Origin of the sequence: Polyangium sorediatum (genome assembly GCF_029946465.1) — a bacterium.
Lineage (GTDB): Bacteria > Myxococcota_A > Polyangia > Polyangiales > Polyangiaceae > Polyangium > Polyangium fumosum.
Map to the genome: position 1 here is coordinate 199,034 of NZ_JARZHI010000006.1, position 13,414 is coordinate 212,447.

The 13,414-nt window shown below is 69.5% G+C and carries 9 protein-coding genes; 4 read left to right on the plus strand and 5 right to left on the minus strand.

The features are described from left to right. Window positions 1-33: 33 nt before the first annotated feature. The 5 genes from QHF89_RS10165 to QHF89_RS10185 form a co-directional block, all read right to left on the minus strand. The gene (locus QHF89_RS10165) at window positions 34-600 is read right to left on the minus strand and encodes a YtfJ family protein (protein ID WP_284720322.1); all 567 of its coding nucleotides are present in this window, start codon (window positions 598-600) and stop codon (window positions 34-36) included. Window positions 601-801: 201 nt separating this feature from the next. Next, complete coding sequence (locus tag QHF89_RS10170) at window positions 802-1,341, minus strand: hypothetical protein (RefSeq protein ID WP_136965608.1); 540 nt, start codon at window positions 1,339-1,341, stop codon at window positions 802-804. A 347-nt stretch (window positions 1,342-1,688) separates the two neighbouring features. Next, window positions 1,689-2,846 (minus strand): Hint domain-containing protein, encoded by a 1,158-nt coding sequence (locus QHF89_RS10175; protein ID WP_284720323.1) that lies wholly within the window; start codon window positions 2,844-2,846, stop codon window positions 1,689-1,691. Between the two features lie 281 nt (window positions 2,847-3,127). Next, window positions 3,128-4,525, minus strand: a complete 1,398-nt coding sequence (locus QHF89_RS10180) for a sigma 54-interacting transcriptional regulator (RefSeq protein WP_284720324.1) — start codon at window positions 4,523-4,525, stop codon at window positions 3,128-3,130. A 169-nt stretch (window positions 4,526-4,694) separates the two neighbouring features. After that, on the minus strand, window positions 4,695-6,581 hold the full coding sequence (locus QHF89_RS10185; protein ID WP_284720325.1) for an ATP-binding cassette domain-containing protein: 1,887 nt from the start codon (window positions 6,579-6,581) through the stop codon (window positions 4,695-4,697). Between the two features lie 76 nt (window positions 6,582-6,657). Here QHF89_RS10185 and QHF89_RS10190 point away from each other — a divergent pair, with 76 nt between their 5' ends. From QHF89_RS10190 to QHF89_RS10205, 4 genes are all read left to right on the plus strand, one after another. Beyond that, on the plus strand, window positions 6,658-7,374 hold the full coding sequence (locus QHF89_RS10190; RefSeq protein WP_284720326.1) for a hypothetical protein: 717 nt from the start codon (window positions 6,658-6,660) through the stop codon (window positions 7,372-7,374). 267 nt (window positions 7,375-7,641) lie between these two features. Beyond that, window positions 7,642-11,460: an FAD-dependent oxidoreductase gene (locus tag QHF89_RS10195; protein ID WP_284720327.1), complete on the plus strand. Its 3,819-nt coding sequence runs from the start codon at window positions 7,642-7,644 to the stop codon at window positions 11,458-11,460. A gap of 15 nt (window positions 11,461-11,475) precedes the next feature. Next, the gene (locus tag QHF89_RS10200; protein ID WP_136965604.1) at window positions 11,476-12,783 is read left to right on the plus strand and encodes a cytochrome c3 family protein; all 1,308 of its coding nucleotides are present in this window, start codon (window positions 11,476-11,478) and stop codon (window positions 12,781-12,783) included. A gap of 23 nt (window positions 12,784-12,806) precedes the next feature. Then, window positions 12,807-13,397, plus strand: coding sequence for a Tll0287-like domain-containing protein (locus tag QHF89_RS10205; RefSeq protein WP_136965911.1), 591 nt, complete (start codon window positions 12,807-12,809; stop codon window positions 13,395-13,397). The last annotated feature ends 17 nt before the right edge of the window (window positions 13,398-13,414 follow it).

Consider the following 13,414-nt stretch of genomic DNA (forward strand, 5'->3'; position numbering starts at 1 on the left):
GTTGATCCCACGGTCGCGAAGGCGCCGCAAGCCTCAGCGGACCTGTGCCCAGAGGAGCGCGAACAGCTTGCTCCGCGCCGGGGCGTCGAGCTTGCCTTCCGCCGCGTATTCGACCCGCCCGTCCTTGCCCACGAGCACGACGCTGCTGACGCCGCGCCGCAGGGCGTACGTCTTCCGGAATGCGCCGTCCCAGTCGCAATAGATGGTTTGTCCGACCTCGACGGCCTTCTTTCGCACGGAGCTCTCCGCGAAGCCGCGCAGCGGCCAGGAGCGATACGCACTCGTGTCGGCGATGGCCACGAACTGGATCTGCTTGGCCTCGGCTTTCGTGTCCGCGAGCTTGTTGAGCTCGTCCTTCAGCGCCCGGTTTTGCGCCGCCGATTTGCGATCTTCGTAGAGGATGAGCGTCGGCTTCGGGCGGGGGAACCCGAGGTCCATGACGCGCCCGTCCGGATCCTCGACGACCACCCGCCGCACCGGCTGGCCCACGCGCGGCAGGGCGAGCGCCGAGCCCGCGGGGATCAGAAGGAACAGGACCAGCAACGCCGTCCCGATGATTCCGGGAAAAACGCGCATTTTCCGGACGAACGCTTGCTTCATGGGGTTGCCTCCTCGCCCCGATCGTCCGGGGACGCGGGGCGTAGCACCTGGGGGTACAGGAGGCATGCCGCGTCGCTCCGCGCCCGCGGATTCATTTCGCAATCGTGGTGCCGGGGAACGGGCGGGCGGGCGTGGGGAGGCCACGGGGGCGGTGGATGGGGTGCGCGGTGCGCCGAACAAGGGGACGTATTGAACGGAGGCTCATCCAGGGCTCAGCGCGCCTGCCGCTTCGAGGGCGCTCGTGCGCTCGGTTTCACGCACGATGTACTCGATGAGCTTCGCGAGCCGGCCGTCCTTGGACTGCTCGAGGAGCCCGGCCGTGCGCGCGGGCGCGTGCTGATAGAGAAGCTCGAAGAGCTCCATCTTGTTGGCCGCAAGAGAGCGATGCATCTCCCGTCCGAGTTCCGAGAGGAGATTGTCCTCCAGGAGCATCTCCTCCATCATGTCGAGGATGTATTCGCGTGCAGGATTGTCCTGCCACGCGAGCGCCTCCTTGAACACCTCGATACGCATCAAACGCTCGACGTTCCCCTTGTACGTCACTTCCTTTTCACCGGGATACAGGAGCTCGTCCCGCGTGAGTTCCAGGGCTTCGTGGCTCGACAGGAGGGCACGATAGTTCTGACGGCCTTGCTCGTCGAGGAGGACATGTTTGCGGTAGTGCGTGAAGACGGCAAGGAAGCGGTCCTCCGCGAGAATGGCTTGCGCCTCATCGTCGAAGGATTCGAACCTGGCGTCCACTTTCGTGTCCTGTAGGACCCTTCGCCAGTCGGCGGGGGCGGAGGACTCTGCCGTCTTCTCGTCCGCCGCCGTTGCGTCACGTCGGTGCAGGCGGGGTTCCTGTGCGGCGGGGGCGATCGCGTCCGCGTCGTGGTTCGCAGCGGACACTTCCTCCCGGGGCTCGTGACGCCCGGACAGCGTCGTTCGACCCAACCACGACGCGCAGACGCAGAGGCCCGTCAAGATGAGTCCAAGATACACTCGCCGTGCGCTGAACCGCATGATCACATTCCTCGTTTTTTGGGGAGCCGCGGAAGGAGAGGTGCGCGCCGAGCTACGTCGTCGTCTCCCGGCGCGCACCGCGATGGTCAGGGCAAGACCTCGTCCGGGATCGAGCGATGCAAGACGATCTGGTTCACGTAGTTGATGTAATCGTTCTGAAAATGGGACGAGCCCACGAGGTAGCCCTGCGCGACGAGGACATGGGTCACCGGATCGGTCGTCTTCGGCTTGACGTTGTAAACCTTGCCAAAGTGGGTCGTCCGCTCGACGGACACGACGGGGTCGAGCTGGCCGTCTTCCTTGACCAGGTTGTCGCCCTTCTGGAGGGCCTTCGCCTGCACGATCTTGCCACTGCCATCGACGAGCGGGTGCTCGTCGGTCACGCGGAGCATCCCGCCGGAGGCCGTCTTGATCTCGAAGATCACGTGCGTGCTGTCGAACAGCTCGGCCGTGTAACTGCCGACCTTGTTCGTCGTATAGGCGATCTTCTCGAGCGAGGCGTCCTTCGACAACGTGACGATCTCGGGCCGAAGCGCCTTGACGGCGTCACCGATACGCTCGTAACCCCCGGGGAAGAGCACTTCCTGGTCCGGCGTGTAGCAGCTCGATTCGCAGAAGCCATTCACGTAGTAGCTGCTCGATAGCTTCAACCAGGTCTGCTCGGCCGCGATCGGCGTGGTGTAGAGCACGCACGGGGAGCTCGCCGTCAGGTTGGCAGGCGGGTACAGAGCCGCGCTCGTATTGATGTTCGTCGTGGATCCGTAGGTGGGATAGAGCGGCCGCGGCAGCTTCTTCTCCGGATCGCTGATGTTCGAGCCGGAGCGTACCCGCCACTTCTTCCACCCCGCTGCGTCCGTGAACTGGAAGTTGATCCCGGCTGCCGTGTCGTAAAGGTTGTTGCGGAAGATGCCGTTGATGCCTCCCGCGACTCCGTCCGTCAAGAAGCTGTTGGTGCCGACATTCGTTGCGTTGTAGTCAATGAACTGGAAGATGAGCGTGCTCGGCGCCGCCTCGTCGAACCCGAGCTGCGCGACGTTGACGAATGCGCTCGCACCTCCGACGAGATCATTCTGAAGCGCGCACTTGCGCGCCCACTCCAGCCGCACCTCTGCCTCGGCCGGAGTGAGGGAGTCGTGATTGCAGCGCTGCTTCAGGATGTCCGCGCTCGCCGCGCTGGGCAGCGCGGTCATCGTGGATGCAATGATGACGGGCGAGAGGATCGCTTTCAACGTCTTCGAGGCCATGACTGTTCTCCTCCACCGAAGTTCCGTGCCGGTGCGCGAGTCGAAGGATGCTGGCACGCTCGGGGGTCGCTCAGGGACAAGACCCCGAATTGCAACGACCATGCCGCGTCGAGAGGCTGCAGAATCCGCGGGAAAATTCGATTTGCGCAAACCCGGCCGCGTAAAATTGCGCAAGCTGATCACGACGTTGTGCAAACCTGCACAAGGGCCCGCGTCGTCGTGCGCTTCAGCCAGCGTTCATCGCAGATCCGGGGGAGGCTGGGGGACCCGAGCCCCCTCCCTCACCGCCCCTTGCGTGGCCTGGCAATCCCGTACAGATCCAGCCGCATGAGCAGCGTGCGCCGCGAGATGCCCAGCATCTCCGCCGCCTTCGACTGATTCCCCCCGCACGCCTCCAGCGCCAGCACGATGCGCTGCCGTTCGTCCTCTCCCATCGGCACCCGCAGCGGCGCGATGGATACGATCCCGTCGGGCTCTGGGCTCGATGGCCGCGGCGGCGGTATCGTCACGAACTCCGGGCTCGACTTCCGGGAAGCTCCCCGCCCGCTCAGTCCCAGGTGCTCGGGCTGGATCATCTCTCCGGCGCTCAGCACCACCGCGCGCTCGATGACATTGCGCAATTCGCGGATGTTCCCCGGCCACCCATAACCCAGCAGCACATCGAGCGCCGCGTTCGACAGCCGCGGCTCCGCCCGCATGTTCATCTGCACCGCCGCGCGCGCCACGAAGCTCCGCACCATCGGTTCGATCTCCGAGACCCGCTCTCGCAGCGGCGGAATCTCGATCGTCACGCCGTTCAATCGAAAATACAGGTCCTGTCGGAATGCGTTGCGGGACGCCTCCCCCTCCAGGTCACGGTTCGTCGCCGAGATGAAGCGCACGTCGATCGGCCGCTTCTCGACGCCCCCCACCCGCAAGACCTTCCGCTCCTCCAGCACCCGCAAGAGCTTCACTTGCACCGAGACCGGCAGCTCCCCGACCTCGTCGAGGAACACCGTGCCGCCCGCGGCGACCTCGAAGAGCCCCGGCTTCGCCCGCGTCGCCCCGGTGAACGCGCCCGCCTCGTGCCCGAAGAGCTCACTCTCGAGGAGCGATTCGTGGATCGCTGCGCAATTGAGGCAAACGAGCGGCCCTCGTCCCCGCGGCGAGCGCCGATGAACCGCCTCCGCCATGACCTCCTTGCCCACGCCCGTCTCCCCGAGCAAGAGCACGTTGATGTTGCTCTGCGCGACCCGTTCGACGAGCTCGTACAGCTTGCGCATCCCGCTGTCGTGGATCACGGGCACGGAGTAGGAACGAATCACGCGGGAGGACGCCGGGTTGTCCTCGGATGCGCCCGCGCGCTGCACGACGACGAGCGTGGCGCCGAGCTGAATCCCGTCGCCGAGCGCGAGCTCCATCGATTCGTGAGGGGGGATGCGGTACTCGACGATGCGCGCCGTCCCGTCCGCGTCCTCGGACCGCGACACGCGCAGGCCGTTCGAACTTCCCACGTCTTCGATGCGCAGGGGAGGCCCCAGGTCGAGCACGGCATGGCGTCGCGATATCGACGGATCCCGCAGGACGACCTGGTTGTTCTCACCCCGGCCCATCGCGAGCCGACCTGTTGCCGGCAGCGGACGTACACGCGTGGTGTCCGCTGTAACGATGAGAAGTTCGAGCGAGACCTGGTCCTTCACGCTTAGTCAGATTACAGCCGGCGACTATAGAAAAGCAAGTATTTGTGTTCCAGAAGAAACGTTTGACGGCGTGCGTAAGTATGGATGCTTCCGTCTCATCCCGGTCAAATCACGAGATCGGAGAGCGAACTCCGTGCGCCAGCATTCTGTCGACTGTTTGGCGATCGCCTTACGGGAGCGAATGAGGGCGCGGCGCCGCTTGCTTTCGTTGCCCCTCCGAAAGCAGCGCCCGGTAGGTCTCCGAGCTCTGCACGAGCTCCTCGTGCGTGCCCATCGCCGCAATACGGCCCTTGTCGAGCACCACATTGAACGTCGACTTCACGAGGTGCGGCGCGTGCGTGACGAGGATCGTCGTCCGCCCGGCCGAGAGCTCGACCACGCTGCGGAGCAGCTCCTCCGCCGTGGCCCCCGGCAGCCCCGCCTCCGGCTCGTCGAGCACGAGCAGGCGCGCGTCGCGGAGGAGCATTCGCGCCAGCAGGAGCCGCCGTTGCTCCCCGCCCGAGAAGTTCGGCGGCACCTTGCGCACGACCGCCCCGAGCCCCCGGCCGCCCTTGTCCTCGGCCAGATCGTCGAGGCGCACGCGCGCGAGGAGACGCCGCATGGCCGCCTCGTCCGGCGGATCGGCAAGGCCGAGCGCGAGGTTCTCCGCGACGCTGCGCTCGAAGAGCACCGACGCCTGGCCGAGCACCGCGAAGAGGCGCGAAAGGTCGCGCGGCGAGAGGCGCGTGAGGTCGACGCCGCCGACCTCGATTTTGCCGCGCGTCGGATCGTCGAGCCGCAAGAGCAGGCGCACGAGCGTGGACTTGCCCGAGCCCGAGGCGCCGCAGATGGCCACCACCGCGCCCGCGGGGATCCGGAGCGAGACGTCGTGGAGGACGTCGTCCTGGGCGCCCTCGGGCCGGTAGCCGACGTGATCGAGGACGACCTCGTCGTTCGTGATTGCCGCGAGCGGGAGCGGGCTCTCGGGCTCGGGCGGGTGCGGCGGCAAGGAGAGCAGATCCCGGAGCGAGGCGAGCAGCGGCGCGCGCTCGAGCAGGCCCGCGCGGAGGCCGTCGAGCGCCTCGAAGCGCGCGAGCAGGAGCGGCGTGACGAGCAGGAGTTTTGCGATGTCACCGGCCTCGTACGTCCGGCCCGAGAGGCGGAGCGCGACGAGGAGGACGAGCGGTGACATCGCCGCGAGCACGCTCTTGATCTGCCCCGACGCCGCGAGCGCCGCGGCAAAACTCCGGCGCGCGTCGGCCGCGCGGTGCGCCGCGTCCGTGACCTCCGTGAGCGCCGTTTGCCGCGCGCCGAGCAGGCGAAGCTCCTCGGTGCCCGCGAGCATCTCGCCGAGCGCGCCGAAGACCGCGGTGTCCGAGCGCTGCATCGACTGCATCCGCTCGCCCACGCGGCGCGAGGCGCGATCGGAGAGCACACGCGAGAGCACGAAGAGCAGCGCCGTGCCCACGAGCACGGGCCACGCGCCGCCCGTCGCGAGCTCGAACGCGAGGACGAGGAGCGTGACGATCGCCTGCGGCAAGCCCGTGATGACAGCAACGGCAAAATCCGACACGGCCGCCGCGTCGCGCGCGATGACGAGCTTCACCGCCTCGAAGCCGCGCACGGCGGGCGCCTTCACGCCGGGCGGCGCGGGCGGACCGCCTTTGGGCGCGAGCGCGCGCGCGCCGGCCGCGTCCACCGCGCGCGGCGAGGCCCAGAGCGCCGCGCGCACGAGCTCCACGCGGAGCGCGGCCGTGAGTTCGGCCGAGAGCTCCGAGCCGGCGCGGCTCTGCGCCATCGTGACGCCGACGCTGATCGTCACGGCCACGAGCGTCGCCGCGATGACGAGCCACGGGCTCTGCCCCGACACGAGGCGCGCGAACAGGCCCGCGAGGCCGGGGCTCGGCGACGCAGGTCGCCCTTGGATCGCGCCGATCGCGACGCCCACGAGGCCCGGCAGGACGCCGGCCATCACGCCCGCGAGCGACGCGAGGCCCACCGCGAGGACGAAGCCGACGAGCGGGCCGCCGCGCAAGGAACGACGGACGACGCGGAGGATCCTCCAGAGATCGCGCACGGGCCGCGGATGCTACCCGAAGACGGCCGAGCAAGGGCGCCCGTTGCAAGCGGCGCGCTTTCGGTAGACCCTACGCGTGGTGCGAAGAGAGCAGAACGGAGGCCTCGTGGTGACGGTCGCGTGGTGCGCCGCCCTCGCCGCGTGCACGAGCGAGCCCGCGCCCGCGCCCGCGCCCGTGCCCGCGCCGCGCGCCGCCTCGTCCGTGTTCTCGCCCGAGGTCGCCGCGCGCTTGCCGCTCGCCGAGCCCGAGGACGGCGGCGCGCCCGTCGCGAAGGCGCCCGTGCCGGGTGTGCTCGAGGAGATCCTCGCCGCCGCGCCGAAGGCCTCGGCCACGTCGACGGGCCCGGACGGAGGGACGCTCGTCGGTACCGAGACGGGCGTCCGCGACGAGGCGCAGAGCACGGCGGAAGGCCTCGACGGCGGGCTCGACGCATCCGCGCCTCGCCTCGGCAAACGAATGCAGATCCAGGAGGGGAGCCTCGACGTGCACGAGGGAATCCCCTCGCCGGCCGTCGAGCGCGCCGCGCGGGCGCAGCTCTATTATCCGCTCGTCACGCGCTGCCGCGGCGCCGATGGCAAGCTCCTACCGCCCGACACAATCGTGCTCCGTTTCAAAATCGACGTGGACGGGTACATCGTGCCCTCCTCGATCAGCGCGAGCGGCGCCGAGGCGCGCTACGAGGCCGCGGCGAACTGCATGCAACGCGAGCTCTCGGCCGCGGCGTTCCGGGCGCCCGCGGCCGCGCGGGGCGTCGCGACGTGGGTGAACGCCACGGTTCCGTCCGTCGATTGATTGACGCCCGAGCGTGCTCCGCCTTTCGAGCTGCGGTTCGGCTTGCATGACCGGCGCGGCGAGCCCAGCCTGACGCGATGCCTCGCGGCGCAGGGCAGGGCAGGGGAGTGCGGAATGCGGACCTTTTCGTGGGCCGCATCGCTTGCCCAATCGGCTTGCGGGGTCTTTTCGAGCCTTCGCTTCCGTCCGTGAAATACCGGGATGGAGTATAAGGGCCGAGCGCCGCCGCGATGTGCTGAGGGTACGAGGGGTGAGCGGAGACCGACGGTGGACCTGAGCGACCAGTCCCAGACCCTGGTGATCATCGGCAACGGGATGGTCGGCTGGAAGCTCTGCCAGCGAATGGTGGAGTACGGCGCGAACGACGAGATCCGCATCCTCGTCTTCGGCGAGGAGCCGTTCCCGGCCTACGACCGCGTCCACCTCACGGAATACTTCGCCGGGCGCCCGCTCTCGACGTTCTCGCTCGCGCCGCCGAACTGGTACGAGCAAAACCGGATCGAGCTCTTCCTCGGCGATCCGATCGTCGAGGTCGATCGCGAGCAGAGCGTGGTGCGCTCGCGCTCGGGCCTGCGCGTCGAGTACAACCGCCTCGTCTTCGCGACGGGGTCGCGCCCGTTCGTGCCGCCGATCGAGGGCGCCGACCTGCCGGGCGTCTTCGTCTACCGCACGCTCGACGACGTCGCCGACATCGAGGAGTACGCCTGTGATTTCGCGCCGATCAAGAGCGCGGCGGTCATCGGCGGGGGGCTGCTCGGGCTCGAAGCGGCGAAGGCGGTCTTCGACCTCGAGCTCGACGTGCACGTCGTCGAGGTCTCGTCGTACCTCATGCCGCGGCAGCTCGACGCCGAGGGCGGCGCGGTCCTGCGCGACAAGGTCGAGCGGATGGGCGTGAAGATCCGCTGCGGCAAGAAGCTCCTCCGGATCGAGGAGGTCACGCTCGATCCACCCGGCGAAGCGTACGGCGCCGCCGCCTCGTACCGGGCCCCGACGCCGGACGCGGTCGTCAGCGAGATCGGCCCCCCGATGGGCCTGCGCCTCCACTTCGACGACGGCGAGACGCTCCTCGTGGGCATGGTGGTCTTCGCGGCCGGCGTGCGCCCGCGCGGCGAGCTCGCGAAAGTGGCGGGCCTGCAGATGGCCGGCGACGGCGGGATCGTGGTCGACGATCGGCTGCAGGCGATCGACCGGAAGACGCGCCATCCCGACGAGCAGATCTTCGCCGTCGGCGAGTGCGCGTCGCACCGGGGCACGACCTACGGCCTCGTCCTGCCGGGCTACCAGATGGTCGACGTGCTCGCGGCGAACCTGCTCGGCGCCGAGCGCAAGTTCGAAGGCGCCGACATCTCGGCGAAGCTCAAGCTGATGGGCGTGACCGTCGCGGCGCTCGGCGAGCACGACGGCGACCAGCGACTCGGCGGCAACGCGCTCGTGTTCAACGGAGGCGGCGTCTACCGCAAGCTCGTGATCCGCGACGGACGGCTCATCGGCGCGGTGACCGTGGGCGAGTGGGAGAACCTCGACCGCATCCGCGAACTGCTCAAAGCGCCGCTGCCGCTGTCGTTCTGGGACATGCGCAGGTTCCGCGGCACGGGCAACCTGTGGCCGAAGTCCGAGTCCTCGCCCGTCGCGGACTGGCCCGCCGAGGCGATCGTCTGCGGCTGCGTGCGCGTGACGCGCGGCGCGCTCGCGCTGGCGATCGAGGGCGGCTGTTCGTCGGTCGAGGCGCTCGGGACGAAGACGGGCGCGGGCACGCTCTGCGGTTCGTGCAAGCCGCTGCTCTCGGAGCTGCTCGGCCAAGACGGACCCGTGAGCGTCTTCGAGCCGATGCCCGCGTCGTGGCGCGAGGGGCCGCGCAGCCGGCGCGGCGACGGCGGGCCCCGGTCGCGCCGGGGCGAGGGGCCGCGCAGCCGTCGCGGCGGCGAGCTCTCGCCTTCGTCGCGGCTCGACTCGTCGCAACGCACGAGCGTCATGCCTCCCTCGTCGCTCGCCACCGTCCCGTCGTCGTCGCTCGACAGCGACGCGCCGCGTTCGCGCCGCGACGGAATGCCCTCCTCGCTCGAGACCCTCGCGGGGATCGAGCTCGCGCCGCCCTCGGTCCGCGACATCGCCCCGCCTTCGCATCGCTTCTCGATCACCATCACCGCGCGGCCGCCGGAGCTCCCGATCGCGCACGGCTTCGGCGCCCGCAACGCCGCGCCCCTCGCGCCCCTCGCGCCCGCGCCGGCCTTTGACGACGCCGACATCGAGCCGGCGCCGATGTCCGTACGAGGTCCCATGATCCACGCGCCGGCCGAGGACGACGCTGATGCGGGGCCCGCGTCGATGCGTAGCGCGTCGCTGGCCACGCACTTGGCCGTGGACCTGCCGCCTCCGAGCACGCTCCGCTCCTCGATCCCGCCGCCTTCGTCGGTGGATGTGCCCCAGGCGGCGAACTTCCGCGCCTCCTCGTTCGAGGTGAAGGACGCGCCGGAGGAGGCGCCCGTCGCGCGTCGTGGCGTCGCGCTCGCGTCTGAGACGCCTCCGGCCGGCACCGAGATCGCGCCCCGGTCCGACGCGACGCTCGTCGACACCCGCGCCGACCTCGCGCCGCGCTCGGACGCGACGCTCGTGGAGGTGCCGCCCCGCGAGCCCATGAAGACCCCGCCGACGGGGACCGAGATCGCGCCGCGCTCGTCGCGCCTCTCGCTCGAGCCGGCCCCGCGGGTCGACGCCGCGCCGACGCCGCCCACGGGCATGCCGGTCGTCCCGCGATCAGCGCGTTCGTTCGAGGTCCAAGCACCTGCCTCGGTCCGCGCGTCTTCCCTCACGCCGGCCTCGGGCATCGCGATCACGCCGCGCAGCCCGGTCCGCACAGCGACGCCGCCGGCCGGCATCGCGCTCATCGGGCTTGGCGGCGAGGCGCTCCCGCCCGCGCTCCCCCAAACCCCGGCGACGGGCCTCGTCCTCGGCCTTGCAGCGCGCGCGACCGCCGAGGGCCCGATCCGCCGATCGACCCCGCCCGCCGGCTCGGTGCGCGTCGTGTCCGTCGCGCCGCCGCCGCCCTCCTCGCAGGCCGCCCCGTCCTCCTCGCGGCTCCTGCCGCCCTCGTCTGCCTCGCCGACCTCGTCGCGCCCGCTCTCCAGCGGCGTCATCCTCCCGCCCTTGGACGTGGCCATTCTCTCGGTCGACGAGCCGCTGCCGAGGCTCGCCCCCTTGCCCGTGATCGAGTCCACCCTCTTCTCGGCCTCGGATGTGCCGCCTTCCTCCACGCGGCGGCTCTCGGCGATGGAGGGCCTCATCGACACGGAGGACCGCAAGGAGAGCTCCTCGACCCGCTACTCGCGCATCTCCCTCCTCGCGGGCGTCGAGGAGGGCGAGATCACCGACAGCCTCTCGGTCCCGCGCGACGGGCTCACCCCGGGCCTCACGCCGAGCGTCCCTCCCGTGGATCGGGCGCCGATGTCCCGGCGGAGCTGGGTGCCGCCGAAGCGCCTCAGCATGCCGCCGGGCGCGCTCCAGACCCCGAGCATGCCGCCCGTGCGCCCCTCGATCGCGGCTCCGATCCAGGCTCCGCCGGAGCGCGGTCGCAAGATTCTCCTCGTTGCGTCGGCCGTGGCTTTATCCTGGGTCCTGGTGCTGGCCCTCGCCCCCTCCCTCGCTCCCCCCCGCTCCGTCCGGACGGGCTTCTTCCTGGACGCGCTCCTGCGTCCGGGCGTCGCGAAGCAGGTCACCGGCTACGCGCTCGTCGCGCTGGCCGTGGCGAGCCTCGGGGTCTCGCTGCGCAAGCGGTGGCGGCGGTTCCGGTCCGCGGACGTGCCCGTGTGGCGCACGGTCCACGCCGTCCTCGGCGCGGCGACCCTGCTCCTGTTTTTCCTGCACACGGGCCTCTCCGCGGGGACCCGGGTGAACCTCGTCCTGGCGATCGACTTCCTCGCCGTGGTGCTCCTCGGCGCGCTCGCGGGGGGCGTCTTCGCGGTGAGCTCCCGGTGGAGCCCGCTCGCGGCGCGCAACCGCCGTTTGCGGGCTTCCTCCGTTCACCTTTTCCTGACCTGGCCGCTACCGATCCTCGTCGCCCTCCATGTGCTTGCCGTGTACTACTACTGAGAGGCGGGCCTGCTGATGAGCACGCGTACCTCGATATTGGCCTGGCTCCTGCTCACGGGGCTCGTGGGTGGCTTTGGGGCGTTCCGGCTCACTTCACGGGACCAGACGCTTTATTTGCCGGACCAGACCTCGCACGGGCACCATCAAATCGAAATGGCGTGTGCGTCCTGCCACACGCCGTTCGGCGGCGTCAAAGACGACGCTTGCACGAATTGCCACGGCGAACAGCGCACCGCGGCCGACTCGCACCCCGCGTCGAAGTTCAACGACCCGCGCAACGCCGGGAACCTCGAAAAGATCGACGCGCGCCGCTGCGTCACGTGTCACGTCGAGCACTGGCCCGAGGGGACGCACCACGAGGGGCACACGATGCCCGTGGATTTCTGCGTCACGTGCCACGCCGACGTCGGCACCGAGCGGCCGAGCCACGCCGGGATGTCGTTTACCACGTGCAGCGACGCGGGCTGCCACAACTACCACGACAACCGCGCGCTCTGGGAAGATTACCTGAAGAAGCACCTCGGCGAGCCTGTCGTGCTCGCGTCGGCGAAGGTCTTGCCGCGTGGGGTCGCGATGGTCGCGAAGGGGCCGAAGTCGCTCGCCGCGAGCAATCAGGACGCGCCGCGCACGGTGGCGTTCTCGGCGGCGCTCGTCTCGGAGTGGGAGGAGTCGGCGCACGCGCGCGCGGGCATCAACTGCTCGGGTTGTCACGGCGGAACGCAGGGGATGGAGTGGGTGAACAAGCCCCCGCTGACGATCTGCGCGGGCTGCCACACCGAACAAAACAAGGGGTTTGGCCTGGGGAAGCACGGAATGCGCGTCGCCGCGGGCCTCGGCCCGATGAGCCCCGGGCTCGCGCGTTTGCCGATGCGGGCCGAGGCCAAGGAGCTCGAGGTCGGCTGTGAGAGCTGTCACGGCGGGCACTCGGTGAACGCCCGAAAAGCGGCCGTGGACTCGTGCCTCGGGTGCCACGACGACGAACACAGCCGGTCGTACCAGCGGTCGCCGCACTTCAAGCTGTGGGAGGCCGAGATAAACCGCACGGCTTCGCCCGGGACGGGTGTATCGTGTGCAACGTGCCACATGCCACGAGAGAAGTCGTCGAGCAGCGCGGCTGTCGTGGTGCAGCACAACCAGAACGACAACTTGAGGCCGAGCGAGAAGATGGTCCGCAACGTCTGCACGAGCTGCCACGGCGTGGGCTTCTCGCTCGATGCGGTCGCGGACCCGGAGCTCGTCCGGCACAACTTCGCCGGTCGCCCGAAGAAACACGTGGCGAGCGTGGACATGGTCGAGAAGCGCGCAGCGCAGGGGAAGCGCTGAGCAAGGAGAAGGACGACGTGAAGATGGGACACTCGAAGGCGGGCGCGATGGTGTGCGGTGCCGTGGCCCTCGCCGGCGTGACGGCGTTTGGGTGCGGTGGTCAGGGTGGCGGCGGCGCGGCGGCGGGCATCCAGCCGCAGCAGATGGCGGACGCGCTCTACGCCGTCATCGCGGCCGATCGCGCGACGTACGCGGGCCAGGTCGTCGATCGGCTCGTGAAGGAGAACGCGATCAAGGCGACCGAGCGGTTCAAGGAGGAGAAGACGCTCCCCTTGCCGGCGCAGATGCTGCGCATGGGAGCCGAGCACGCGCAGAAGACGAACTCGAGCTTCTCGTACGCGCTCCTCTCGCAGTGGCCGATCAACCAGCAGAACAAGGCGAAGACGGAGGCCGAGAAGGCGGGCCTCAAGTTCGTCGCGGAGAACCCGGGCAAGAACTACTACACGGAGGAGAAAATCGCGGACAAGACCTATTTCACCGCGGTTTATCCGGACAAGGCCGTCGCCGCCGCGTGCGCGAATTGCCACAACGAGCACGCCGACAGCCCGCGCAAGGACTTCAAGGAAGGCGATATGATGGGCGGGCTCGTGATCCGCATCCCCGTGAACAAGTAACACCTCGGCCGGGGGGG